Genomic DNA, 23,430 nt, shown 5'->3' with positions numbered 1-23,430 from the left:
CCAGTCCTGCCAATACGCCGACCCCCATCATATAGCGGGATGATGGGGCGAGAACCTAGGCTTTGTTGTTTTCGATGGCCCAGCGGGCGAGTTCGGTACGGTTGTGCAGCCCGGTTTTGCCCAGCATATTGCTGACGTGGCTTTCGATGGTGCGCTGGCTGACCTGGAGTTCGTCGGCAATTTCGCGGTTGGCCATGCCCCGCGCCACAAACTGCACCACCCGCAGCTCCGTGGGGGTGAGTTCCACATCAAAGGGCACCTGAATGGCAGGGCCACCGCCCGCCTTGGCCTGTTGCTTGATCAGGCGAGAAGCCTGCTTCAGGGAGGACTCCACCTGGGCCACCAGTTCCTCTGGCTCGAAGGGCTTGACCATGTAGACATCAGCCCCGGTGTTCAGCCCCTTCACCCGATCCTGGCTTTGCCCCTTGGCGGACAGGAACAAGATGGGAATCCACTCGGTTTCTGGATTATCTCGGACGTGCTTAACGAAGGTGTGCCCATCCATTTCGGGCATCATCACATCGCAAATAATCATGTCGGGCAAACTGTCTTCCAACAGCTCCAACGCTTCACGACCGTTGCCAGCGGTTTTGACGTCGTAGCCCCGAAACTCCAGATAATCTTTGACGAGCAAAATGAGGTTGGGGTCGTCGTCAATTAGCAAGAGTTGCTTTTGGTCGCCTGCGTTAGGATCCTTCATGCTCTGACAGTGATTCCAATAGCTCTTAATTCATCATTCCCGACTGGGTGGGTTAGCCTACACCAAACGATCTATGATTTGACAAAACTTTTCAGCGGCGTTCTCTTCGGTTAGCCCAGCCGACGCACCAACCTAGACGGATCTATCCGTCACTGCTGATAATACTCTAAGACACGGGTTTCGGCGTCATCCAACCGTGAGGATTTTTGCAGAATGGGAGAAAAGAGAGCGGGATCGCAATTTTTGGGATCGATTTTTTCGATCTGTTTCACACTCAGGCCGTTAGGAAAGCGCTTTCGTTAGGCTAGAACCCATCGCTACTCACTCAACTCGGATGAGGGTACTGTGACGCTCCCAGGGGATTTGTTCAGCCGTGCCAATGCCCGCTGCCATCGTCGGGCCTATGAACAGTGGCATCGTCGGCAAAGCAAGCAGCACATTTTGCGATCCCAGGTGGGTTTTGCCGATCCTACCCCTTCCCGGCCCCTGCCCTGTCGGCAGTGTGCCAACTATCACGGAGTTGCCTACGGCACCAGTCGCGCCCGTCGCCACACCTTGATTTGCGCCATGCATCCCTACGGCTGGCTGGCGGATAGCCCCTGTCCTGACTGGCAGGCGTAACCTAGCGCCCTCCAGTCCTAGCCCTGGATGGCGGTTTTGAGATCCCGGCAAAAGTTAGCAATGTCTTGAAGGGCCGCTGGGGAATCCCCGCTATCGAGCCGTTTGACAAAGGCGCTGCCCACAATCACGCCATCGGCCCCCCACTGGCGTAGTTGGGTGGCTTGGTCTGGGCCAGAGACGCCAAAGCCGACGCCGATGGCCTTGTCGGTGGTTTGCTTTAGGCTGTCGAGCAGTTCCTTCACCCGACCTTGCAACTCCTGACGCATCCCCGTCACCCCGGTGACGCTCACCAGGTAGACAAACCCCTGGGCCTGGGCGGCAATGGCCTGAATGCGATCTAGGGGCGAGGTGGGGGCCACCAGCAATGTCACATCGATATGGGCGGCGGCGGCGGCTTGTAGCAACCCCTCTACTTCCTCTAGGGGAAGGTCGGGCACCACGAGACCCGCGACTCCGGCAGCAGCGATGTCGGCCATGAAGGTCTCGATGCCGCGATTCAAAATCGGGTTGTAGTAGGTGAATAGAATGATCGGTGAAGTCAGGCTGGGGCTAACGGTTTTCACCAAATCCAGCACCTGATCGAGGGTGACGCCCTTCGCCAGGGCGCGGGTGGCAGCGGCCTGAATCACCGGGCCATCGGCCAGCGGGTCAGAGTAGGGCACCCCCAGTTCAATCAGGTCGGCTCCGTTGTCGTCCAAAACCTTCAGCGCGGCGGCTGTAGTTTCCAGGTCAGGATCCCCCGCTGTGATGAAGGGAATGAGGGCGCATTCGCCCCGCGCTTTGAGGGCCTGGAAATGTTCTGCAACGCGAGCCATAGGAAGGGGCCAATAAACGTCCAATAGAGCACTCTAGCCCAAGACGGGCACGGCGTCTATGCTGGCCAGCGCTGATCTAGCGACGATGGGAGAGCGCCCCCCGATGACTGGCCAAGCTAGGTCGTCGGGGGCCAGATCTGAGGAAGATTCATGGGGGCAGAGCGGCTTGGATTCTGCCGCAATAGAGATCCCTGGAGATGGGGAATAGGGAGATCTAGGGACTACTGATCATCCAGTTTGGCCTGTAGGGCGGCAAGTTCCTCCGGCGTCAGCTCCTCTAGGCGCTTTTGCAGCACGGCGGTTTCGTAGTCTTCCATCTGTTGGTTGAGGGTCATGTTGTGGCTGACAACCCGAAACAGGTAGGTCAGCAGCCAGCCGACAATGCCGCCCACCATCACGGCTTGGCTCCAAATGCCTGCCGAAATGCCGTCTAGGCCCAGCACCCGAAAGGCGAGGAAAAGCCCGCCTCCAGCCAGGAAGACGCCGATACCAATGCCAAATACGTCAATGCGTCGCATGGGGCTAGCTCAGATTGCGGGCCTGGGGCCGAAAGTTTAGAAAGGGGCTAAACAGCAGCATCCCTGGGAAGAAAACAAACATCAGGCCGTAGAGCGCCGTCCGCTCTACCGACCCAGCCCGGTGCCAGTTGGCTTTCAAATAGAACAAGATGGCCAGGGGTAGCACCACTAAATACACTCCGGCTAGGCCACCGTAGAGCGCTAGGGTGATCAGGAGATCCGTGGAAAGGGTGAAATCGGCAAGCATAACGTCCAAACCATGAGCGGATAGGGGCCAGATCGTCGCGGATGTTTACCTCCATGGCCGACAATCTTTCAGCCATTGTAAGGGATTGTCAGGGCAGGATGCGGCCCTTGAACAAGTCCTTATTGGCCCGATCTGGCACCAAGAGTCTGAGGTGGTGGTTGCAATTGGGGCCAGTTGGTGGTGGAATAATACACGACGTTGCCACGGGCCAAGCCTAGGGTGGCGTCATGGGGGCGTGGCGGAATGGTAGACGCTACGGACTTAGAAAACTGAGCCTTAGCGGAGAAATCTGCTAAGTGGAAGCTCTCAAACTCAGGGAAACCTACCTTTGGGGTGGCGGCGGTGCGTTGGATTTCCAAGCCCAGGCCAAGGCCCTGAACACGGCAATCCTGAGCCAAGCCAGCCCAACACCCCGGTCAATCGGGACATTAGGCTGGAAGGTGCAGAGGCCCGACGGGAGCTACCCTAACGTCAAGCCGAGGGTAAAGGGAGGGTCCAATTCTCAACGCTGGCTAGGGCACAGCCCCAAGCCTAGCGGTCGCGAAAGCGGCGGGAGGATGAAAATCCGTTGACCATTGCGGTCGTGAGGGTTCGAGTCCCTCCGCCCCCATTTTGCCAAATGGAACCTAGTCGAGGTCTGATTTTTTGACCAGATGGGCTTCCAGGAACCACAGCCGCATATCTACGGTGCGGGAGATCTCGGTGTATAGATCGGCGGTGTCGGCATCGCCGAGGTCGTCGGTGGTGTCGATGGCTTTGCGAACGTGCTTGGCGTACAGCGCCAGTCGTTCGGCCAGAGCCGCTACGTGCTCAGGCCCATCCACCGCTTCAAAGGGATATTCTGGCAAAATCGACGCGTTAGCCGCTGTGCGAGCAGTACCGAGGGCAGTGCCGCCTAGGGCCGTCACCCGTTCCGCCACCATGTCCACATAGCCTTCTAGCTCTCCGGCGATCTCGTCAAAGAGTTCATGCAGTTGCAGGAAGCTCATCCCCTTGACGTTCCAGTGGGCCTGCTTGGCCTGGGTTTTGAGATCCACCGTGGCCGCTAGGGTTTGGTTAAGTACCGCCACCACCTGGGCACGGACGTTTGCGGGTAGATCAATGCGGGTGGGGTAGAACCGACGGGCAGGGTCAGCTTTGCGCGTAGCGTCAGCTTTGCGGGTGGGAGTAGCAATCATAATGCCTCTCTGAAATCAACAAGAATCAACAAAAACCAATGATTTGGACGCTCAACCGTCACAACCGTCATCCAGGGCACTCATCGGTGCAGCGGATTGGATGGGGCAACTGGGATGCGGCGATTTGGCCTAGAGGCATCCGAGTCTGCGAATTGGGAACTGTGGGCTGAAGTTGAATACTCTTAAATCATAGTCGTTATGAGTACGACTTGCAAGCTCGGTTAGCAAAGACCCGTCTAAGGACATAGGTCGGTGGAGGGACAGGGCGGCATTGGTGCACGCTTAGGCAACGCCGCCGAGGCCATCGCTGTCTAGACTCTAGGCGACGAGGGCGGGATGATGCCTGTACCCCAGGGCGGAATTTGGGTAGGAGAGCGGTAGTGCCAGGACGGGTTAGGCGGACAATCCCCAGGCCGTTTTGAGGGCGCTGAGGCGGTAGTAGGCGGCTTTGGGCTGGTGGTTGCGGCGCAGCAGTCCGCCAAAGGGCCAGAAGGTGCCCTGGTCGGAAAAGTCCCACCAGGTGGCGGCTTCAATCTCTGGCTTGCTGTAGGCGAGGGTGTAGATGGACTCCACCCAGTCGGCCTGGACGGCTTCGCTCCAGGGGGCGTGCCACAGGCCACGGGCGTCGCCAAGCTGGGAGTTTTCATCCACCCCGGTGCTGGAGGAAACCGCCATTTCGGTGATGTGGATCGGTTTGCCAAGGGCGGTGAAGCGGTCTAGCATCCGGTCGATCTCGAACATATCCTGGTCGGGGTAGTAAAGCTGAAGGCCGATCACCTCGAAGTCAAGGTTGGCCGCTAAACAAGCCCGCAGGTATTGCAGGGGACTGCGCTGGGGTGGGCCATACATCGCTACGTTACGCGCCCACAGGCAGCAGCTATTCACAATCCGCTGCACGGTGGGATGCCCTTCCCGGGCGGTGTCGCAGGCGAGGCGGGTGAGTTCAACCAGCTGCTCCGGGCTGTAGTTGAGGTCGTTGCTCCAGGGAACGTGGTGGGCTTCGTTGATCACGTCGTAGGCGGGAATGCGGTCGCCATAGCGACGGGTGATGGCCAGAATCCGCTGGCGTAGGGCTGCTTTAACCTGGTCGTAGGTCATGGGGCGCACCCAGTCGGGAATGCCAGCCTCGTGGAACCACACCAGGGGATGCCCCTTGGGCCGAATGCCCTTCGCCTGGAGCCAGGTGACTTGCTGCTCTAGGGTGGCGTCGTTGAATTGCCCCGGCTCTGGCTCGAAGGGTTGCCAGTAGAAGGGCACCGTGGCGGTGTCAAACAGGGCGCTGAAGTAGTGGTCGTAGGTAGCGCCCAGGTAAGGATGGCCAAAGGCATTACAGCCCAGTTTGAACGAACGCCGGGGAGCCGTGCGGGCGATGCGCTGGCGGGCGCGGCTGAGGGCGGCTTCCTCCCCAGCCCAGAGGCTTTCATTGAGGGACTGATTCCACAGGGCCACTTGGCGAGGGCGATCCGGTTCCTGGTTCGCCTGATGGAGAAAAGCCTGGGCTTTATCCAGACGATCCCGAATCGATTGGGGAACGCCGTAGCCCTGCCGCTGCCACTGGCGAATCGCTTTGTTGACCCGATGCAGACGGTCGCGGGCAAAGGCGGCATTCAGCACCAGGGGAAAATCTGTCGGGGTAAAGCCTCGGCCCTGGTTATCGGCGTAGAGGGTGACATCCCCAAACCCTTCGACGGGCAGTTGCAGCGCCAGGGCAAAGGGGGCCGACGGGGGCGAACGAAGCCAAACCTGCCCCGGCTCAATGTGCCGCTCCGGGTGGGGTAGGGGCTCGTCGTCCAAATCTAGGCTGTACAACTGCCGCAGTCGATCCACCGAGACGGGTACCCCATCCGGTCGGTACACCAAAATCTCTAGGAATCCATCCTGGGCTTGGGCAAGCCTGCGGCTAAGGTCGTGCGCCATGGGAGACACCAGCAATCCCCCGGTAGCGGTGCGAAGAAAATCGCGACGTTCCATAGGTACAGTCAGGGAACAAGCTAGGAGGTGTCATCAAATAAGCTCAGACCCGCATTATGCCGTCCATATCTCTATGGAACAAGGGGCTTAACCCCCTTGGCTAGGCTGCTGGAGTGGCGCAAAATTGCGATTTCCCTCCAATTGATGACACGCCCTAGGGCAAAAAGCGATCTAGCGCGGCCTTAAGCTCGGCAATCTCGTCCTCAATGTTGCCCGCTTCGGCGGCCCGACTGATACATTCCGTCAGGTGCTCGTCCAAAATAATTCGGGCTACCCGATCCAGCGCCCCTCGCACCGCCGCAATTTGCACAAGGACGTCTGGGCAGGGACGACTTTCCTGCACCATGGTTTTGATACCGCGAACGTGTCCCTCAATGCGAGACAGGCGGTTGGCAATACGGCGCAAGGATTCTGGATCGTGGACGTGGGGATGGACAGATCGGGAGCTGTCGCTATGCCCTGCGGATGCCGTCAGAGGCTCGTGGGAATGGGGGTGAGAATGGGAAGTGAGGTTGTGCAAGGGTTTAGGAAAAAAGACAAGGGTTTAGGAAAAAAGATGGGGACAGTAGAGCGATGACCTAGGACAGAACCCGCGATCTAGACCCATATCACCGGGCTAGGGTGTGGCCGGATAGCCCGACAGTTGAGCCAAGTCCTCTAGGGATTTCACCCCAGGGTAGAGTTGGCCATCAATTTCCCAGGTGGGGTAGGCTTGGATATTTTTGGCGCTACAGAGTTCCGGCTGGGCGTTCTCCCCATCGGCGGCGCATTCCACGTAGGGAACAAGGTCAATCGCTTCGCCAAACATGGCCTTTTGGTCGGCACAGTGGGGACACCAGTAGGCTCCATACATGGTGCTGCCTGTGGCCGCGAGGTGCTGGGCCAGGGAAGCCTCCGGGCTCACCGCACTGACCGCTGCCCCGTCGCCTGATCCACCGCTGGTGGCAGGGTCACTGGGTGCGGTAGTGCTAGGGCCACAACCCACCATCAGCAAGGCCACCAGCACCAGACTGCCGCCCCACAGCCCAGAGCGCCGGAACGCCACCTGTTGGGGGGTGGCCTGACGGTAAGCCCTACCTAGTCTGTGAATTATTCCCATCATCATCGCGATCTCCTCCCGCACCGTGGGTCTTCAAAGTCTTTAGCCAATATAGCGCTCCCGCCCTCGCCCTGGCTCTCGAACCCGTGAGGACGCCTAGAACCACCGCCCGCAAGGGCTGGGATCGAAGATTCCCTACGGAGAATCCTCCCATAGAGGATCCTCAGCGGCGTGAGACTGGCTAGAAGTCTTGGCTGAGGGAAGGCGAAGGGGTCGGTGTGGGGTCGTTCGCTCCAAACACCGGGCTGCTGTTGCCGTTAAAGATCGTCAGCACCTGGGGGGGCGTTGCATCAGCGGGGTAAATCAGGTCCACAGCCAGATCGCGGCGAGTATCAGGAGGTAGGGTGAGGCGCAGCAGCGGTTCTCCTTCCTGCCCCCGGCGCTGCACCAAGTGGACATAGTGGGTTTGCTCAATGCCCATCTGGTTTCTAAACCGGACGCGCACCGTTCCCCGGAAGAAAATCCGGTTTTCGGGAGGACGACGGAACCGCAGCCCCGCCACCAGGGCGTCATCCTGCATGGGCGTTTGGAACTTGATGGTGACGGTTTGAGCCGTGCTGGTGTTGTTGTGCAGCGGCAGGTTAAGGCTGTAGCGTACACCGTAGTTGCCGTGGGCTCGGAAGGCCGTATCAGGGTACCGGGCAACCATAGGCGCACTCTGAATCTGCCCCGTGCCAAAGGTATTGCGGTCTACAGAGCTGATGACATAGGAAATAGAGCTACCGGGCGTGGGCACCGTCAGCACCTCGGCCTCAGGGGTGTCGGTGAGGTTGGCCCGCCAGACCGATCCTTTGGCCACACCCGCTACCCGGCCATAGTAGAAGCGGCCACTGCGGAAAGTGTTGGGGTCGGAGGGGGGGAGATCCCGTGGCCCCGACAGCCGCCCCTGCTTGAGGATGCGAATCCAGTCGCTGAGGGTGGGGACTTTTTCATCTCCAGAGGCGGTGCGGTCAGCATACTTAGCTAAACTTGCCAAATGCACCGGGCCATCGCTGGTGAGATACATCATGGCAGTGCGCCCATTGCTGGGAATGGGACGCTCTACAGCGGGTGGGGGTGGCAGCACCTGGCCATTGGCGTCCAAAATTTGATCCGCCGCCGCCGTGACCGTAACGGGCTGCACCTGGGGTTTAGGAATAATAGCCCCCTGGGGATGGCTGCCGTTGGCGGGAACCGTGAGCTGACGCAGGGGAATGGGGGTATTCATCAGCAGGTGAACATGACCCGGCGGAATGGTGATCGAGCGCGGCCAATGGGCCTGACTGGCTCCCCGCAGCATATCGGTGGCGGTTCGGCTACCTGGCCCCGCAAAGACATTGCCGTTGTTGCTCAGCCGCATATCTGGCAACTGCAAGAAGGGGGCTTCCTGGCTGAGATAGCTCACCCCTTGCTCAAGGGTAACGGTGACGGGCTCACTGCCCGGATTGTAGACCACTACCCCAATAAACAGGGTGCGCCGATCATCGGCATCAAGCCCTCGGGCAATGTGGTGGGCAAAAATGTCAAACCGCCCGTTGAACGCGTAGTTGAGGTGGGCGGCGGGAGTAGCCATACCCTCTGGGGGGAAGGTGGAGAGCAAAATGCCCTCCTGCTGCACCACCTCAGGGCTGTTGCTGTTAAAGACCGGAACGTTGTCAAGGCCACCTGGAAGAGGTCGTACTTCTTGCCGCCGAATCACCTCGGCGTAGGTACCATCGCGGGAAAGAATTACCGTCTCCGTTGGATCCGCCGGAATGACGGGTGCCGGCATCGCTGCCTCAGTCTGCGGAATCTGCGCGAAGACCGGGGAAAGCGTCAAAGCCACAAGTGCACTTAGCATGGCGATCTCAGAAACTACGGAAAGTTAACACACGGAAGGCTGCCCCAGGGGAGACAACTCAATCTGGTAGACCGACCCCTAAATACCGACTGGCTCGTCACCAGTTTTAATCCGATCCAACATACCATTTCGTGGGGCTGCTCATTTCACGCCCAATGGCTAAAAATTGAAGCATCTTTAAATATTTGGAGATATTTTGTTGCCTGACGGGGATCAAGGTCAAGGTACAGCCCCCTGAAACAGGATGCTGGCTTGGGCTTGGATCCCAACGCGGCCTGCGGATCTTGGCTTGGGGATCTTGGGTGGCGCGAGGTCAGCGGTTTTCCGGGATTCTTACGGATTTTGACCCTTGCTGGCCCCTGGCTAAGTCTGTAAAGAATAGTCACTACCGATGAGGACGGATGGCCTTAATCTCGTAGGATAAAAGTGTTAGGGGATAACTCATCTAACTGTCAGATAAGCCTAGCTAAAACACACTGTTTAGGCAACTGTAATTTTCTATATCCTTTGACAAAAAAGCTGGTTTATCAAAGCTCGTCAAGATCTTAAAGCATTGTTTTTGATTGACTTAGCTCTGGCTCTAAGGCAGTCTAGCAGGCTTTTAATAGGCTTTTCTGAAGGTTTTATGAATTGGCAGGCGATCTTCTCCCGAGCATAAAGCTGCCAATCTTCAAACCAACTTCCAAAACGTTACCCATGCTAAGGTGGCACTATGAAACGCTCTGCAATGTCAGTTTTTGGGCGCTTTCTCGATGGGCTGACTCAATACTTTGTGGATCCTATCGCTCGCATTTTTGGCCCCAGCGACGACAACTATCCCGCCATTGGTCTACAGCCCTTTGAAGGCGAACCCTTTGCCCAGCGGGTAGAAGTGTCCGACGGCCTTTAGCCCTGAGCCCTAGGCGGTTGCCATCGCCACCGCCGCCCTAGGCCATATTAGGATGGGAAACGACTTCTCCTAGTATGGCTTTGTTGCATCTATGGCCTTTTCCGACTCCAGCTCGACCCTCCAGACCGCCATCACCATTCGTCCCGCCACTCCGGCGGATGTGCCCACCCTCGTCGCCCTCATCCAGTCGCTGGCGGAATACGAAAAGCTGTCCCATGAGGTGACGGGACGCCCGGAGGATTTGGCCCGTCACCTGTTTGGGGAGCGGCCCTACGCCGAGGCGGTGCTGGCGGAACTGGAGGGAAGCACGGCGGGGATGGCGCTGTATTTCTATAATTTTTCCACCTTCCTGATGCAGCCCGGTTTGTATTTGGAAGATGTGTTTGTGCTGCCGAATTATCGGCGGCGGGGGGTGGGGCAAGCCTTGCTCAAGTACCTGGGCCAGGTGGCCCTAGAGAAGGGCTGTGGGCGGTTTGAGTGGAGTGTGCTGGATTGGAACACCCCGGCCATTGAGTTCTATCAGCGCCTGGGGGCGGAGATCAAACCCGAGTGGCAACTGTGCCGCCTGACGGGGGAGGCGCTTCAGCGCTTTGGGCGGGGGTAGGCTGCGGGAAAACCGTCCCAATGGCCCAGTTCATAGGTATGATTCTGGCCAGAGAGTTGCTCAACCCCTTGTCACCATGGCACAGATTTTTATTTCAGCGGGCCACGGCGGTTACGAAGATGGCGTAGCCGATCCGGGACTGGTGTTGGCCAGCACCACCGAGGCCGCAGAGATGATCCAGGTGCGGGACTTGGTGGTGGCGGAACTGCGGTCGCGAGGGCTACCTGTGCTGGCGGTGCCCGACGACCTGAGCACGGCCCAGGGCATTGCCTGGATCAACATGCGCTGCCAGCCCCAGGATGTGGCGCTGGAAATCCACGGCGGAGCCTACAGCGATCCCGGTGTGCGCGGATCTTCGGTGTTTTACATCGCCCAAAACGAGGTGCGTCGCTCCCATGCGGAGATTTTGCTGCTGGCTCTGCGGCGACGGGTGACGCAACTACCCAGCCGGGGGGCCAAACCCGACACGGAATCGCCCACGGGCTGGCTCGATTTCACCCGATCCCTGCGCTGTCCGTCCTTGCTGATGGAACTTGGCCACCTCACCAGCCCCCAGGATTTGGCCATTATCCAAAACCAGCGGCGGGATGTGGCCTTGGGCTTGGCCGACGGGCTGGCCTCCTGGAGTCGGTCGGTGGCCCCGGTGGCGGCGGCAGCAACGACAACCCCTAGCGCCTCCACCTTTCCCGAAATCCGCATTAGCATCAACGGCGGCATCTACCCCGAAACGGGCATCATCGTCAACAACAACTCCTACGTGCCCGTAGACCTGGCCGATCTGCTGGGGGTTAACCTCACCAACGCCCCCAACATCACCCGCCTGCGCTACGGCAATGTGGTCTATATCAAGGCCGTGGATCTGCGGAGCTACAACGTTTCGGTGAACTGGAACGGTGAAACCCGCACCCTGCTCCTGCGCTCGGCCACGGGCATGGGCATCTGCCCCGGATCGATGGATCGGCTGATGGGGCTGGGCAGTAGCTCTGAGGTGCAGTTAATCATGTTCCTCAAAACCGTCAACGAAGCCGCCGTCACCCAGTACCAAGACCTAGCCAAGCTCTACCGCGAAGAGTCCGCCATTGAGGGCATCAACCACGACATCGCCTTTTGCCAAATGCTGGTGGAAACTAACTCCCTCCACTTTGGTAGCGGACTGAACCCCGCCCACAATAACTTTGGCGGTTTGGGATCGCCCACGGGTGGCCCAGAGGGGTCTTCCTTTCCCACCGCTCGGATTGGCGTTCGCGCCCAAATTCAGCACCTCAAAGCCTACGGTAGCCTAGAGCCGCTGATTCAAAGCCAGGTGGATCCGCGTTTTCAGTTTGTGCGCCGGGGCGTGGCCCCCCTGGTGGATCAACTCACCGGACGCTGGAATAGCGACCCCGACTATGGCCGCAAAATCCTCGCCTTCATGCGCCGCCTCTACGAATCGGCAGGGATGCTCTAAGCCCAGTCTCCACGGACTCGCGCAGCCCAAGCATGAGGGTCGTTTACACTGCTTGGAGCCCGATCAAGTCTGCGGTGCCCCTACTGCCCAGCGATGCTGTTGCAGGCATGGAATCGGGGGCAAAACCCACGGGGGCACAGAGTTATCGTTTCTTTACGGAGCTGGGTGTTTCCCTGGCGAGGGCCGGGGGAATGTGCCAGGATCAGCGTATAGCGCTTCAGACAGCAGCCCTTCCCAGGCGATTTGATGGGCAACCCGCGCCGTTTTTGAGCCGTTTTCGTACTGTTTTTGATGTGAAGGGTGTGTCCTGCCTCTGGGAAGGCCGAGGTAAGCCTGTCACTGCCCTGTTGGTTTTCAGCAGGGCCAAAGGTTCTGTCCAGGAGGCGCTGCACCCACCCTGGAGGAATATCATGAAACTTGCCCTTGCCCTTGGCACAGCCCTTGCTCTGCCCTTGGTGATAGCCCTACCCAGCCAGGCCGAGAACCCCGCCCAGGTGCAGCAACTTCTAACCACTAACCTCTGTGCAGGTTGCGATCTTTCGGGGGCCGATCTCACCCAAGCCCACCTGATTGGAGCCGATTTATCGGGGGCCAACTTATCTGGGGCCAACCTGACGGAAGCCAACCTAGAAGGCGCGGATCTCTCTGGGGCCAACCTGGAAGGAGCCAACCTCAGCCAAGCTTTTTTGACCAACGCCCTCTTGAACAACGCTGTTTTAGATGACGCCAACCTCACCGAGGCCCGGATTTATTTCGCTGAAGTGGCGGGTTCCTCCTGGCTGAATGCCAACCTAACAGGCACCGAAATCGTCGGTACGCCCATTAGCATTGGCGGCGACTAAGCCCTAGCTTGAACAAGGCCAAAGGCCGGGGGGCTTGCCCTACTGCACCACCAGGCGAGAAAGGCTGGTGTTAGGGTAGTAATTGCTGAGGATTTCGGTATAGCGGAACCCCTGGCGGGCCAGTTCCATCGCGCCCCGTTGGCTCATCCCTCGGCCTCTGTGGGCCGATTGCACAATGGCATCGGAGGCAGCGTAAAGGGATTCCACGATGCCGCCGTTGTGGCTAATAAATTCGCCGGAGGTGGCGGCTACGGCGGCCTGGGTGGTGTTGGTTTCCTTGGCGATGCCTAGGTAGGCTTGGTAGCGTTGGGTGTTGTCTAGGTCGTAGGCGCGATTGGCGTGGCGGACGTGGTGTACCAGGGCGTAGGATCGAGCGGCCACGGCCTGGGCTTTGAGGGCTTCTAGGGGCCACGTCACATACATTTCGCTGCCTACCACGCTGCTGAGGTAGTCATGCATCAGCACAAAGTTTACGGCGGTCAGGGTTGATCCGCTAGCCATGAGCAGCACTCGCCCCTTAAACCAGGCATTGCCCACATAGACATAGCCCCCCTCCCCCGGTTCTAGCCAGATGGTGCCTGTGAGCTGACAGCCGCCATAGCCCAATCCGCCGCCTTGGGGCCGAATCACTACGCTCCGCTGGGCGGGAAGGTTGCAAAACCCTTGGCCGTTGAGATCCATCAAATACCCATCGGTGGAAGTCGCTACCTCAAGGGAGGACACGTTTCTGGCCACGGCTACCCGCATTTCTAGGTTGGTATCAATGGTTTTGGCCGGGTCAAAGGCGACGTTGATGGCAGGGCTGGGGGCCGGGGGCGGCTGGGGCACGGTGCGGGATGAGGCCGCAGATACCACCGTCGAGGTCTGGGGGGCCGAGGGTGCGGCTGGAGCCGAGGGCGCACTGGCCAAAGCGGCGTCTTCTTCGACCGTAGAGGCCGCGTCAGGCGCATCCAGATTGGGTGTCGCCATGCCTGCCTGCATGGCAAGGCGCTGAATTCGGTGGAGATCCACCACCGACTGCCGCACGAGCCCAGTAGCCTCCCACAGGGAGGACTGCACCATGGCAGGGGCCGAGGGAGCCCCCCTCCGATGGACAGAAGCTAGCGACAGCGGGGTAATCACCAGCCCAGCCAGAGCCAGACCGCCAAGGATCTGAAGCCGCCGTGATGCCTGGACTGCTCTCCAGGCCGGGATCTGAAACGCCCCCAGGTTTGGAATTTTGATCGGCAAGCTTCGCACAGACTTGAGGGGCCACTGCCGAAGGGTCGGCTGGTGAGGCTGAAACCGCCCAGTCATCCAAAAACGCTTCATGCTAACGTCCCAACCTCTGCGACAACCAATGACATTATTCGATGCAAAGTCCCCCTACTATTTAACCGCAAACCTCTAAAAACGACCGCCCCTTGCCGATGGCCCGTCAGAGTCGGGTCTCGATACTGCCCTGTCGTTGCCAACGCTTCAGGCTGTGCCAACGATGCCCATGGCTCTAGCGTTTGGCTCGCTAGCCCTCTGCTATCAACCCTTCGGAACGTGGGGGCCTCAGTCCTTTCACCGCCAGTTTTGTTCCCCGATTTTGGCCTTGGTAGGGTGGTCATGGCTGCGCGACTGAATGCTGACTAGCTCCTTGGCGCTGAGGGGTTGGGTCACAAAGGTGCAGCCAAAGCTGCGGGTGGCCGCTTGCACGAGGGCATCAATAATGGAGGACTGAGGAGGCAGGACGATCCCCGCATCTACCCTAGGGGCCGGAGTTTGGAAGACCTGTTCATACAAGTCTGGGTCTGGATTGAGCCGCATAGATCCATGCTGAAGAATCGCCTGCCCCCGCCGCAGTTGGGCGCTGCCAATCCACTTCAGCCCGGTCGGCGTCACTAGGTCGGCGGCGGTGGATAGCCCAAAACAGTTTGCAGAGGAGAGGTCGGGCCGGGTGGCTGATCCAAGCTCCAGGGGGAGCCCCAACTGGCCCCAGCCCTGGATCAAAAACTGGCACAGATGGCGATACACCTGCTCCCGTGTTCCATCCCACCCGGAGGTGATCAGCGCATAGGTGAGGTCGCCCTGGTGCAGCACACCTCGCCCCCCGGTGGGTCGCTGCACTAGGTCAATGGGCTGTCCCTGCCAGGTGAGCGTAGACCAATGATCGGGCAAATTGCGCCGCTGGCTGAACCCCAGGGAAATGGCGGGAGGATCCCAGGTATAAAACCGCAGGGTGGGGGGGTGGCCGTGGTGGAGGTGCTGATCCAGCAACCACCCATCAATAGCCATGTGTAGGGCACCGGGGGCCACCATGGGCGGAATCAGTCGCCAGGGTTGGGACATGGTACTCGCCTCCCGGTTCAGGGGGATTCTCCCGCGTGGTAGGAACTGCGAACCAGCGGGCCAGAACGAACGTGGGAAAAGCCCATGTCGCGGGCGATATGGCCAAGGCGGTCAAATTCTTCGGGCGTCCAATAGCGGTCTACGGGACGGTGATCGAGGGAAGGGCGCATATATTGGCCGAGGGTAAGGCGGTCACAGCCCACGCTACGCAAATCGGCCATGGCTTCGATCAGTTCCGCTTCGGTTTCGCCGTGGCCCACCATCAGGCCAGACTTGGTGGCAATGGCCGGGTTCGCTTCCTTGACCAGGGCCAACACCCGCAGAGAGCGGTCGTATTTGGCCCCTCGCCGCACGGGGCCTTGTAGGCGCTTCACGGTTTCGAGGTTGTGGTTATAGCAGGCGGGCTGGGCCGCAACCACGGTGCGAACCCGGTCGGCCTGGGCTGTTTCGCCGCCGAGGCCACCCCAAAAGTCGGGGGTGAGCACTTCAATGGCGGTGCCGGGGTTGACCTGGCGAATGGTGGCCATCACCGTTGCAAACCAACTGGCCCCATGGTCGGGCAGGTCATCCCGCGCCACGGAGGTGAGCACCACGTAGCGCAAGCCCAGCAGCCGCACCGATTCTGCGACTTTTTCGGGCTCGTAGGGGTCGAGGGTCATGGGGGCGTGGCCCTTGTCTACCTGGCAAAAGGCGCAGGCCCTGGTGCACACGGATCCCATCAGCAGGAAGGTGGCGGTGCGGTTAGCGTAGCATTCTCCCCGGTTGGGGCAGCGACCTTCTTCACAGATGGTGTGGATGTGTCGCTCTTTAATAATCCGCTGCACGGTGGAAATTTCGCTGGCCTTGCCGATGGGGCGGCGGAGCCAATCGGGCATACGGGCAATGTCGTCGCGCAGGGAGTGGGGAGCGGCCATGGGTGGGTGCGGGAGATCAGGGCAGGAGAGAGGAGGGACAGCGGCAGCACTAGCCATCGCTTCACCCGGCGGATGCATCATCCAGGGCTGTGGATGAACGGCAATCAGCTCGGCGGGCTGTTGCTATGGTTGCATTCTATCGCGGGTGATTTCTACTGCCACCTGGCCACTAAAGTCAGGAATTGGCGGTGTCAGCTTTGTCACCTTCACCCGCACCCGACGAATTCGACCGTCGGTGGCCAGAGCTTCCTGGGCAATTTCCCCGGCTAGCCGCTCAATCAGGGCAAAGCGCTGTTCGCGAATGATCCGCTGGGTGCGCTCAACGACGGTGCAATAGTTGTGGGTATCGGGCAGGTGGTCGCTCTGGCAGGGGCGGGACAGGTCGAGGTAGAGGGTGAGATCCGCCTCAAACCACTGGCCCAGGACGTTTTCTTCGGGTAGAGCGCCCGTATAGCCGTAGGCACGAATGGCAGTGAGGTGAAGGGCGTCTAGGGTGTCCATCTACGGCATCAAGCAAGGGCAGGGGCAAGGCGGGGCTTTCTCCAGGGATTCTCCCATTAATCCATGGCCACGAAGGCGAAGAGCGTTCTAATACAAAAAGCGCTCAAACCGAGTTACGGGCTCGCTCTGGAGGGGCCGATAGCTGCCGTCGTGCACTTCGTAGCGGGCGAGGTGGGTGTCGCTGATATGGTATTGCTGATTGCCGTCAATGGCAATGTAGACGGATTGGTTAACGGCCACATCGTCGATAATGACCGACTCTTGGGTGGCTCGGTTGGTGCCTACGTAGCGCAGCCCTTGGGCCGACTGGCACAAATGCACGGTGTAGGACTGGGTTTCAAACAGGGCTTCTTGTCGGTCAGATCCACAGGGAGGAGAGGCTGTAGCTAGGGCATTCTGGGCGGCGCTGGGTGCCGTTGAGGGGGTAGCCGTCACCGGGGTGGCATTACTAATATCCACAAAGTCACCCCGTACCCAGCCCTCTTGATCCGCCGCCGGAGACTGGGCATAGTACCAGCTATAGCCCCCTTCCCCCTCCGCGAGGCGCAGCAGCCGCACCTCATCCCCCGCCGTGCCACTGCCCACAATGGGGGAGAGGGTGGTGGGCTGGGAGCGCAAGTTAATTTTTGCCCCTGGGGTTTGGCCAGATAGGGTAGTCACACGGGGCGGATCAATCACGGCGGCGCGGAACCCAGCGATAGTTTCCTCTAGGGTAGGGGCCGCCGCTGGTTCAGGGGGGGCGTCGGTGGGGGTGCTGGCTTCGGTGGCTATGGTATCCGAGCTACTACAGCCCGCCACCAACAGCAGGCCAACCAGGCCAACCCTCAACCAAGGGGCGTTTCCTCCAAGGGGCCACAGCATAACGTTCTCCAGGGCGCTATTTCACGGTGGAAATGAATCAGCCGCCATGCTACACCATCCCTCGAAAAGTGAGATCTCCGGGCGCTAAAAACCTGGACGAATCGGCAGGCCCAGATCCCGTCAGCGGCCTACTCGCAGGCGGCCACAGAGAAGGTATAGAAGTTTCCATTGAGACCCCCCAGGCGGGTATTCATCACCGCAGGCTGGCGGCCCATGGGCGAAGCAAAGGGAGGCCAGCCTTAACGTCTATCTTCCAGCTTGGGAAAGGGCTATCGGGGGAGGGTGACAAGCGTGGGATCGATTCCAGAGTTCACCCCCATTAGCGTCAGCATAGGCTTAGCAAACTCCCATCAGCTAGCCAGTGCTATCTAGGAGAACCCTGGAATCTGATGCTTAGTCTACAACTCAGCACCGAAGTCTTCCCGCAGTTTAGCTTCCTGTTCTGCCGATAGATTGGACTGAATAAGTTCGCCAGCCTCATCGGGAGAAAAGGCTTCACTAACCTTGTCTACGGTAACTTGTCCGGTCAGCAAAAAGAGCGCGGAGGTGCCTTCTGTTACCTTATCGCGCAGGTCTTTGATAAAGTCGTCATTGATGCCGTAGTCGGTAAACTTGCCGGATAGGGCACCTGCTGCTGCGCCCACAATCATGCCAAACAGAGGCACCAAGAAAATCAAACCAAACAGCATCCCCCAAAAGGCACCCCCCAGGGCTCCTACCCCTACGGTGCTCACGGCTTGGTAGGTTTTAGGCTTTTTACGACCCGTTGGCCAAGTGACCACGGCAGCGTCTAGCACCTTGATTAGCTCTTGTTTTTGCAGACCTTCTAGTTTGGCTAAGGCGTTTTCTGCACCCTCAGCGGTCTTAAATTTCCACACGGTTAACGTAGACATGAAATTCTCCTGATTTTGTGAAGCCTTGTGAAATTGATTGGCCAAAGCTGTGAATAAACTAAAGTATTCTAAACCGTTGGCCAAGAAAAAGTCTCTGAAAGTCTTCAGGGAACTTTCTCAGTGTAGGCTATGGCTGCCAGGAAAAGGTTAAGCTTATCTTTAGATGTAGCTGCTATCCCTAGGAGGTTGAAGCTGAATAAGCCATCATGTGGTGAATTTTAGCAGACAGTGTTGATGGATTAAAAGGCTTAGAAATAGCGCCTAAAAAGCCCATCTGGTGTAGTTCAGGGGCTGTAAACCAGTCTGCTTTAGCGCTGATCAAAACAATGGGAATGGCCTGGTTAAGAGAGTCGCGCTTAAGCTGCTCCATCAGTAGGAGAGCGTCGGCTTCTGGAGTTGAGGCATCCACCAAAATTACGTCAGGGCGATGTTTTTTGCACAGTAAAATCCCCTCCTGAATAAACCGAGAGGTGGTCACGTCCCAGTCTCCTAGTTCCCCTAGGCAAGCACCCAGAACCTCTCGAAGACTGGCTTCATGCTCAATCAACAGCAGCCTTGGGCTAGGCATGGAATGTCCCTCAAACTGGGAACCAAAGATCAGAGCAAGGCTGGGGCAAGGACTGTGACAGCCATCAATGGGCAACCCTAGAACCCGACCCTAAGCCTACCGCAAGACTATAGGAAATTTATAGGATTTGAGGGCCGTAGGGCAGCGGTTGTCGTGGCGGTACCCTAGGGGATTTCCCAGGCGAGGAGGCTGGCAATTTGGTTGCCCAAACGTAGAGGATCAAAGGGCTTGGTGATAACCCCGGCGATGGCGAGGGTGGCGAATCGGGATCGATCCTGGGCCAGCACCTTGGAGGTGAACACAATCACGGGAATAGCCTGGGTAGCAGGCTGATCCTGAAGCTGGGCAAAGAGGTTGAAGCCGTCCCTGTCGGGCATGGAGATGTCGAGCAAAATGGCATCGGGCTGGGCCCTGACCGCGAGGTCTAAACCCGTCTGCACCGTGTCGGCTTCGATGATGTGCCAACCCGCGAGTTCCTCGAGGGCGGCGGTGACGATGGTGCGGATATCGTCTTCGTCGTCCACAATCAGCAGGCGTTTAGGCATGGAAGACCTCCTGGGAGGCGTTGGGGGTCTGGAGGGGAAGAGCAACGTAGAAGGTGCTGCCCTGGCCTAATTGGCTCTCTACCCAAATGCGGCCCTGATGTTGCTCGACAATGCGTTTGCAGATAGCAAGGCCCAGCCCCGTTCCTCCCCGCTGACGAGAATCCGAGGCATCCACCTGCTGAAACTGCTCGAAGATGTGGTCGAGTTTGTTGGCGGGGATGCCGCGTCCTTGGTCTTGGACGGTGATGAGCAGGTAGGAGGGTGGGGTGGGGGAAGGCGGAAGGGGGAAGGCGGGAGGGGGAAGGCGGGAGTTGGGGGAAAGACGGGTTGAGGAGGCAGGGCTGGGATCGATGGCGTCGGTAAGGGTGGCTCGGAGCCAGACGGTGCTGCCCGGAGGGGAAAACTTGATGGCGTTGCTGAGCAGGTTGGTAAGGGTCTGCACAATGGCGTCGGGGGCGGCTTCTAGGGGGGCGCAGCGGGGCTGGGTCTCTAGGGTGATGTGGGCCTGATCCGCCAGGGCCTTGACGCTATCGACGGCCTGGGCAAAGAGGTCTTCCACCTGGCAGAGTTCGGGCTCAAGCTGCACCCGGCCCGACTCTAGGCGCTCGAAGCTGAGAATATCATCAACGAGGTGAACGAGGCGATCACTGTTGTTAATAGCAATCTCCAGCATAGCCTTGGCCTTGTCGGGGCGGTTGGCATAGATCCCGGCTCCCAGCAGGGCTAGGGCACCCTGAATGGAGGTGATGGGCGTGCGGAGTTCGTGGCTGACCACGGAAATAAACTCGTCCTTCATGCGGTCGATGGCTTGGCGCTCGCGAATATCTTGCACATGGCCCACGGAGTAGAGTAGGTGCCCATTGACATCGTAGACGGGGGCAGTGTTGATAATTACGGGGATGACCTCCCCCTCCTGGGTAAGGTACCGCTTTTCGATCTGACTGGCCGAAGCATCCCCAGCCATCATGCGTTGAAATGCCTGCCAGTCGGCTTCGCGGTCATCGGGGTGGGTAATGTCTGGAAACCGGAGTTGGCGTAGTTCGGCTTCGCTATAGCCCAGCAGGGCACAGTATTTGGGATTTGCCATCACAAACTGGCCCGTGGGCGACACCAGGGAAATACCGTAGGGGGCGTGGTCAAAGGCTCGGCGGAAACGGGCTTCGCTCTGGCGCAGGGCATCTTCGGCCAGTCGTCGCTCGGTGATGTCTTCCACAGTACCCACAATGCGGATGAGTTGTCCCGTCTCATCTTTGAGGGGAAATGCCTTGGATCGCAGCCAGCGCAGATCTTCAGCGGGGGTGATGTAGCGATATTCCTGGTCGAAGAGTTCCCCCTGGCGTTCCCGTTGTAGGGCCGCTTCAATGCGGGGCCGATCCTCCGGGTGAATGTGGCTCAGCCATTGCTCCTGGCTGAGCATGAAGCTCCGGGCTGGCTGATCGGCGGGGCTATGGGTTAGGAGGCGTTCCCAGCGCTTGTTGATGGGTGGATCGGGCTGGGGAGCCAACCCTAGCACAGCCCCATAGGCCGGGTTGACGTAGGAGTAGCGACGACTTGCCATTTCGTAGACAAAGAAGCCCTCCTTTACGGTTTCCGCTAGCTGGCGAAATCGGGTTTCACTCTCCTGGAGCGCCATGGCCATGCGGTGCAGATCGGTGAGGTTTCGTACCACAAACAGCATCTCCTCTAGGCCCATGGGCACCATCCGCACCTCCTGCCAGAGGGTCTCTCCCTGCACCTCAATGGCGTACTCATAGCACTGGGTTTCGCCCGTGGCAAAGGCTCGCTCCATGGTTTGTAGGTAGGGCACCAGCAAATCGGGCGGCAAGACCTGGCGCAGGTTATTGCCCACAACAAAATAGGGTAACTCGGTGGGGAAGGTAGCGGCGGGCTTAATCTCCAGGTAGGTGCCGTCTCGGCGGGTACGCACAATCAGGTCGGGCAGCGCATTGAGAATGGCACGTCGCTGGGCCTCGCTCTGCAATCGGGCTTCCTCCATGTGCTTTTCAGCGCTGATATCCACCACCACCCCATGCCAAGCCGTCGATCCATCTCGGCGACGCTCTGGCTGCGACTGCACATGCACCCACTTCATCTGGCCAGCAGGGGTGACAATGCGGCACTGGTGGGAAAAGGCTGTGAGGGTAGCTTCGCTCTCCGCTTCGGCCTGGAGGTAGGCGTCTCGATCCGCTGGATGGATCAGCCCCCGCACCGCGTTCGCATCCCGCAGCCCCTCCTCCACGCTGATGCCGCCAATGTCCTCTAGGGCAGCACTGAGGTATTCAAAGCCATGGCCCCCCGTAGCCGTTTCGACGTAGGTGTAGATCATGGTGGGGGAAATCTGGCTGTACTGGCGCAGCCATTGCTCCGTTTGGCGCAGATGGGCCTCCGCCTGTCGCCGCTGGGTAATGTCGTGGAAGGTGAGGATCATACAGTCCTCCCCCGATAGCGCCTGCACCGTTGCCGACAGCAGCACCGTACGCACCCCCGCCCCAGTTGCGATCTGCACCTCTAGATCGCGGACTGGCGGCGGGATATCAAGGGTCTGCCACCAGGGTTCACCCCCGTCGGGGTTGGCCCCCAAGTCCTCCCAGCGATGGCCCACCACCGCCTCCGTCGGCTGCTTGAGCAGGGTCAAGAAACTGTGATTGGCCGCCACCATGCGCCGCTCCTTGAGGGTGGCAATGGCCATGGGCACCGGGCTAGCGCGAAAAATCGTGGTGAACTTAGCCTCCGACTCCTGGAGGGCGGTCTGGATGCCCTGGAAGGACTGTTGCAACTGGTCAGCCATGTGGTTAAAGGCGCTGGCCATGCCGTTTAGCTCTCGGATGGGGCTGTCTGTGAGTAGACGCTGGCTGAGGTCGCCCGCCGCCAAAGTTTGGCTCGCCCGGTAATAGTGCCTCAGCCGATACAGGAACAACCGGGCCACCACCAGGCCCAGCCCTAGGGCGCTGATCACCCCCAACAGCCACAGCAACAGCGCTTGCTGCTGGTGGCGGGGCAGATGTCCCAGAAAATAGCGATCTGGGGCCACGGTGATGATCCGCCAATCCAGGCCGTAGGCATCGTGAAACCGGGATACGCTCACGTAGTGCGTCGTTTGGTGGTGCCGAAACTGTGCCATCGCGGCCTCGGTGTCCCTGGCCCGTTGCAAGAGGTGCTGCTCCTGCAATAGGGAATTCAGCGCCCGAAGGAACGGATCCCGACTGGTGGCCAGGGCGAGACGGCGAGACGGCTGGGCGGTGCCGTTGCCCCCCTCCAGGCGATGGGGCGGTTCGGCGCTGGAGGTGGCCACAATCGCCCCATTGGCATCGGTGATGAGGACATAGCCCACCTGGCCGATATCTAAGGTTTGCAGCATCGCACTCAACGTATCCAGCCGTAGATGCACGGCAAACACCCCTCGCAGGGTGCCGTCCGGGGCATAGATGGGCTGGGAGGCATTCAGGGTGAGGTGGTCGAGGGTGAGGTCGTCCGATGCCCCTGGCGGAAACAGCGGATTCCAGCCCAGCCGCCCCCGCGCCACTGCGCCCCCATACCAGGGTCGATCCCGGCGCAGGTCAAAATCTTCCGACACCTCCACCAAGGAGCCTCGCGCCCCCGTCGGCCCTAGCTCATACACGGCCACACGGTTGGGCTGAGTGGGCTCTGCCACCACCAGGCGTGGGTCTGGGTCACGCTCCACCACCCGCAGCCGTCCCTCTGGGCTTGCAAACCAAACCCCCGCGACCTCCTCAAACTGCTGCAATCGGCTAAACAGCAAGGCTTCTAAGGTGGCTGAATCCGCTATATCCAAGCCGTAGCGATCCACCGCGTCTGCATTCAGGTGGTTCATGAGCAGCGGTATTTCCAGATAGTCCTCCAGTTCTTGATGAATCACCTGGTTGGTCTTGCCGAGCAATTGCTGCCCCAGTTCCACGACCACCCCCTGGCTATGGCGATAGGACACATAGATCGCCCCCGCCAAGGAACTCAGGGCCGACACAGCGAGGGGAATGGTTATCACCCAGAGCAGCGGAATACTGGCCAAGGGGCGAAGGGGGCGGGGGAAGGGGGCGGGCATGGGAAGTCAGGAGTTGCGAGGC

The 23,430-nt window shown here is 59.4% G+C and carries 23 protein-coding genes; 5 read left to right on the top strand and 18 right to left on the bottom strand.

Annotation, left to right across the window (positions count from 1 at the left end):
- Positions 1-55: 55 nt before the first annotated feature.
- Positions 56-700 carry a response regulator transcription factor gene (locus tag GFS31_RS08095; protein WP_198807673.1) on the bottom strand — a complete coding sequence of 215 codons (645 nt, stop codon included), beginning with the start codon at positions 698-700 and terminating at the stop codon, positions 56-58.
- A gap of 345 nt (positions 701-1,045) precedes the next feature.
- Here GFS31_RS08095 and GFS31_RS08090 point away from each other — a divergent pair, with 345 nt between their 5' ends.
- Positions 1,046-1,321 carry a hypothetical protein gene (locus GFS31_RS08090; RefSeq protein WP_198807672.1) on the top strand — a complete coding sequence of 92 codons (276 nt, stop codon included), beginning with the start codon at positions 1,046-1,048 and terminating at the stop codon, positions 1,319-1,321.
- A 17-nt stretch (positions 1,322-1,338) separates the two neighbouring features.
- Here the strand turns inward: GFS31_RS08090 and trpA are convergent, their stop codons facing one another.
- The 8 genes from trpA to GFS31_RS08050 form a co-directional block, all read right to left on the bottom strand.
- Positions 1,339-2,136 (bottom strand): tryptophan synthase subunit alpha, encoded by a 798-nt coding sequence (gene trpA / locus GFS31_RS08085; RefSeq protein WP_198807671.1) that lies wholly within the window; start codon positions 2,134-2,136, stop codon positions 1,339-1,341.
- A gap of 221 nt (positions 2,137-2,357) precedes the next feature.
- Complete coding sequence (locus GFS31_RS08080; protein ID WP_198807670.1) at positions 2,358-2,654, bottom strand: DUF3007 family protein; 297 nt, start codon at positions 2,652-2,654, stop codon at positions 2,358-2,360.
- Between the two features lie 4 nt (positions 2,655-2,658).
- A complete protein-coding gene (gene ndhL, locus GFS31_RS08075) occupies positions 2,659-2,901 on the bottom strand; it encodes an NAD(P)H-quinone oxidoreductase subunit L (protein WP_198807669.1) in 243 nt (80 codons plus the stop codon).
- A 626-nt stretch (positions 2,902-3,527) separates the two neighbouring features.
- Positions 3,528-4,079, bottom strand: coding sequence for a DNA starvation/stationary phase protection protein Dps (gene dps / locus GFS31_RS08070; RefSeq protein ID WP_198807668.1), 552 nt, complete (start codon positions 4,077-4,079; stop codon positions 3,528-3,530).
- Positions 4,080-4,472: 393 nt separating this feature from the next.
- Positions 4,473-6,050, bottom strand: coding sequence for an endo-1,4-beta-xylanase (locus tag GFS31_RS08065; RefSeq protein WP_198807667.1), 1,578 nt, complete (start codon positions 6,048-6,050; stop codon positions 4,473-4,475).
- Positions 6,051-6,204: 154 nt separating this feature from the next.
- Positions 6,205-6,570 (bottom strand): metal-sensitive transcriptional regulator, encoded by a 366-nt coding sequence (locus tag GFS31_RS08060; RefSeq protein ID WP_263974922.1) that lies wholly within the window; start codon positions 6,568-6,570, stop codon positions 6,205-6,207.
- Between the two features lie 96 nt (positions 6,571-6,666).
- On the bottom strand, positions 6,667-7,155 hold the full coding sequence (locus GFS31_RS08055) for a hypothetical protein (protein ID WP_198807666.1): 489 nt from the start codon (positions 7,153-7,155) through the stop codon (positions 6,667-6,669).
- Between the two features lie 175 nt (positions 7,156-7,330).
- On the bottom strand, positions 7,331-8,899 hold the full coding sequence (locus GFS31_RS08050; protein ID WP_225907621.1) for a DUF3370 domain-containing protein: 1,569 nt from the start codon (positions 8,897-8,899) through the stop codon (positions 7,331-7,333).
- 781 nt (positions 8,900-9,680) lie between these two features.
- Between GFS31_RS08050 and GFS31_RS08045 the strand changes: the two genes are divergently transcribed.
- From GFS31_RS08045 to GFS31_RS08030, 4 genes are all read left to right on the top strand, one after another.
- A complete protein-coding gene (locus tag GFS31_RS08045; protein ID WP_198808327.1) occupies positions 9,681-9,857 on the top strand; it encodes a hypothetical protein in 177 nt (58 codons plus the stop codon).
- A gap of 91 nt (positions 9,858-9,948) precedes the next feature.
- On the top strand, positions 9,949-10,461 hold the full coding sequence (locus GFS31_RS08040; RefSeq protein ID WP_198807664.1) for a GNAT family N-acetyltransferase: 513 nt from the start codon (positions 9,949-9,951) through the stop codon (positions 10,459-10,461).
- Positions 10,462-10,537: 76 nt separating this feature from the next.
- On the top strand, positions 10,538-11,908 hold the full coding sequence (locus tag GFS31_RS08035; protein ID WP_198807663.1) for an N-acetylmuramoyl-L-alanine amidase: 1,371 nt from the start codon (positions 10,538-10,540) through the stop codon (positions 11,906-11,908).
- A gap of 410 nt (positions 11,909-12,318) precedes the next feature.
- The gene (locus GFS31_RS08030) at positions 12,319-12,750 is read left to right on the top strand and encodes a pentapeptide repeat-containing protein (RefSeq protein WP_198807662.1); all 432 of its coding nucleotides are present in this window, start codon (positions 12,319-12,321) and stop codon (positions 12,748-12,750) included.
- Positions 12,751-12,789: 39 nt separating this feature from the next.
- On the opposite strand, the gene GFS31_RS08025 is transcribed toward GFS31_RS08030, so the two are convergent.
- From GFS31_RS08025 to GFS31_RS07985, 9 genes are all read right to left on the bottom strand, one after another.
- Positions 12,790-14,061 (bottom strand): SpoIID/LytB domain-containing protein, encoded by a 1,272-nt coding sequence (locus GFS31_RS08025; protein WP_225907620.1) that lies wholly within the window; start codon positions 14,059-14,061, stop codon positions 12,790-12,792.
- A gap of 237 nt (positions 14,062-14,298) precedes the next feature.
- A complete protein-coding gene (locus tag GFS31_RS08020; protein ID WP_225907619.1) occupies positions 14,299-15,066 on the bottom strand; it encodes a lipoate--protein ligase family protein in 768 nt (255 codons plus the stop codon).
- A gap of 17 nt (positions 15,067-15,083) precedes the next feature.
- Positions 15,084-15,980 (bottom strand): lipoyl synthase, encoded by an 897-nt coding sequence (lipA, locus tag GFS31_RS08015; RefSeq protein ID WP_198807661.1) that lies wholly within the window; start codon positions 15,978-15,980, stop codon positions 15,084-15,086.
- A 123-nt stretch (positions 15,981-16,103) separates the two neighbouring features.
- Positions 16,104-16,481 (bottom strand): dihydroneopterin aldolase, encoded by a 378-nt coding sequence (gene folB / locus GFS31_RS08010; RefSeq protein ID WP_198807660.1) that lies wholly within the window; start codon positions 16,479-16,481, stop codon positions 16,104-16,106.
- A gap of 87 nt (positions 16,482-16,568) precedes the next feature.
- Positions 16,569-17,342 carry an SH3 domain-containing protein gene (locus GFS31_RS08005; protein ID WP_198807659.1) on the bottom strand — a complete coding sequence of 258 codons (774 nt, stop codon included), beginning with the start codon at positions 17,340-17,342 and terminating at the stop codon, positions 16,569-16,571.
- 398 nt (positions 17,343-17,740) lie between these two features.
- A complete protein-coding gene (locus GFS31_RS08000; RefSeq protein WP_198807658.1) occupies positions 17,741-18,235 on the bottom strand; it encodes a DUF1269 domain-containing protein in 495 nt (164 codons plus the stop codon).
- 178 nt (positions 18,236-18,413) lie between these two features.
- Positions 18,414-18,803, bottom strand: coding sequence for a response regulator (locus GFS31_RS07995; protein ID WP_198807657.1), 390 nt, complete (start codon positions 18,801-18,803; stop codon positions 18,414-18,416).
- Between the two features lie 164 nt (positions 18,804-18,967).
- On the bottom strand, positions 18,968-19,348 hold the full coding sequence (locus GFS31_RS07990; RefSeq protein WP_198807656.1) for a response regulator: 381 nt from the start codon (positions 19,346-19,348) through the stop codon (positions 18,968-18,970).
- The gene (locus GFS31_RS07985; protein WP_198807655.1) at positions 19,341-23,408 is read right to left on the bottom strand and encodes a PAS domain S-box protein; all 4,068 of its coding nucleotides are present in this window, start codon (positions 23,406-23,408) and stop codon (positions 19,341-19,343) included. The genes GFS31_RS07990 and GFS31_RS07985 overlap by 8 nt, the downstream gene beginning before the upstream one ends.
- Positions 23,409-23,430 lie beyond the last annotated feature (22 nt).

Source organism: Leptolyngbya sp. BL0902 (genome assembly GCF_016403105.1).
Classification (GTDB): Bacteria; Cyanobacteriota; Cyanobacteriia; order Phormidesmidales; family Phormidesmidaceae; genus Nodosilinea.
The sequence above is the reverse complement of the archived record's forward strand: the minus strand, read 5'-3'. Positions and strand labels throughout refer to the sequence as shown.

What these genes read in the sequence shown, in the direction of transcription:
- GFS31_RS08030 (WP_198807662.1), top strand. Translation starts at nt 12,319, where the DNA reads ATGAAACTTGCCCTTGCCCTTGGCACAGCCCTTGCTCTGCCCTTGGTG.
- GFS31_RS08035 (WP_198807663.1), top strand. Translation starts at nt 10,538, where the DNA reads ATGGCACAGATTTTTATTTCAGCGGGCCACGGCGGTTACGAAGATGGC.
- GFS31_RS08080 (WP_198807670.1), bottom strand. Translation starts at nt 2,654, where the DNA reads ATGCGACGCATTGACGTATTTGGCATTGGTATCGGCGTCTTCCTGGCT.
- ndhL (WP_198807669.1), bottom strand. Translation starts at nt 2,901, where the DNA reads ATGCTTGCCGATTTCACCCTTTCCACGGATCTCCTGATCACCCTAGCG.
- GFS31_RS08020 (WP_225907619.1), bottom strand. Translation starts at nt 15,066, where the DNA reads ATGTCCCAACCCTGGCGACTGATTCCGCCCATGGTGGCCCCCGGTGCC.
- GFS31_RS08045 (WP_198808327.1), top strand. Translation starts at nt 9,681, where the DNA reads ATGAAACGCTCTGCAATGTCAGTTTTTGGGCGCTTTCTCGATGGGCTG.
- GFS31_RS08055 (WP_198807666.1), bottom strand. Translation starts at nt 7,155, where the DNA reads ATGATGATGGGAATAATTCACAGACTAGGTAGGGCTTACCGTCAGGCC.
- GFS31_RS08005 (WP_198807659.1), bottom strand. Translation starts at nt 17,342, where the DNA reads ATGCTGTGGCCCCTTGGAGGAAACGCCCCTTGGTTGAGGGTTGGCCTG.
- trpA (WP_198807671.1), bottom strand. Translation starts at nt 2,136, where the DNA reads ATGGCTCGCGTTGCAGAACATTTCCAGGCCCTCAAAGCGCGGGGCGAA.
- GFS31_RS08040 (WP_198807664.1), top strand. Translation starts at nt 9,949, where the DNA reads ATGGCCTTTTCCGACTCCAGCTCGACCCTCCAGACCGCCATCACCATT.
- GFS31_RS08025 (WP_225907620.1), bottom strand. Translation starts at nt 14,061, where the DNA reads ATGAAGCGTTTTTGGATGACTGGGCGGTTTCAGCCTCACCAGCCGACC.
- dps (WP_198807668.1), bottom strand. Translation starts at nt 4,079, where the DNA reads ATGATTGCTACTCCCACCCGCAAAGCTGACGCTACGCGCAAAGCTGAC.
- lipA (WP_198807661.1), bottom strand. Translation starts at nt 15,980, where the DNA reads ATGGCCGCTCCCCACTCCCTGCGCGACGACATTGCCCGTATGCCCGAT.
- GFS31_RS07990 (WP_198807656.1), bottom strand. Translation starts at nt 19,348, where the DNA reads ATGCCTAAACGCCTGCTGATTGTGGACGACGAAGACGATATCCGCACC.
- GFS31_RS08050 (WP_225907621.1), bottom strand. Translation starts at nt 8,899, where the DNA reads ATGCCGGCACCCGTCATTCCGGCGGATCCAACGGAGACGGTAATTCTT.
- GFS31_RS07995 (WP_198807657.1), bottom strand. Translation starts at nt 18,803, where the DNA reads ATGCCTAGCCCAAGGCTGCTGTTGATTGAGCATGAAGCCAGTCTTCGA.
- GFS31_RS08065 (WP_198807667.1), bottom strand. Translation starts at nt 6,050, where the DNA reads ATGGAACGTCGCGATTTTCTTCGCACCGCTACCGGGGGATTGCTGGTG.
- folB (WP_198807660.1), bottom strand. Translation starts at nt 16,481, where the DNA reads ATGGACACCCTAGACGCCCTTCACCTCACTGCCATTCGTGCCTACGGC.
- GFS31_RS08000 (WP_198807658.1), bottom strand. Translation starts at nt 18,235, where the DNA reads ATGTCTACGTTAACCGTGTGGAAATTTAAGACCGCTGAGGGTGCAGAA.
- GFS31_RS07985 (WP_198807655.1), bottom strand. Translation starts at nt 23,408, where the DNA reads ATGCCCGCCCCCTTCCCCCGCCCCCTTCGCCCCTTGGCCAGTATTCCG.
- GFS31_RS08095 (WP_198807673.1), bottom strand. Translation starts at nt 700, where the DNA reads ATGAAGGATCCTAACGCAGGCGACCAAAAGCAACTCTTGCTAATTGAC.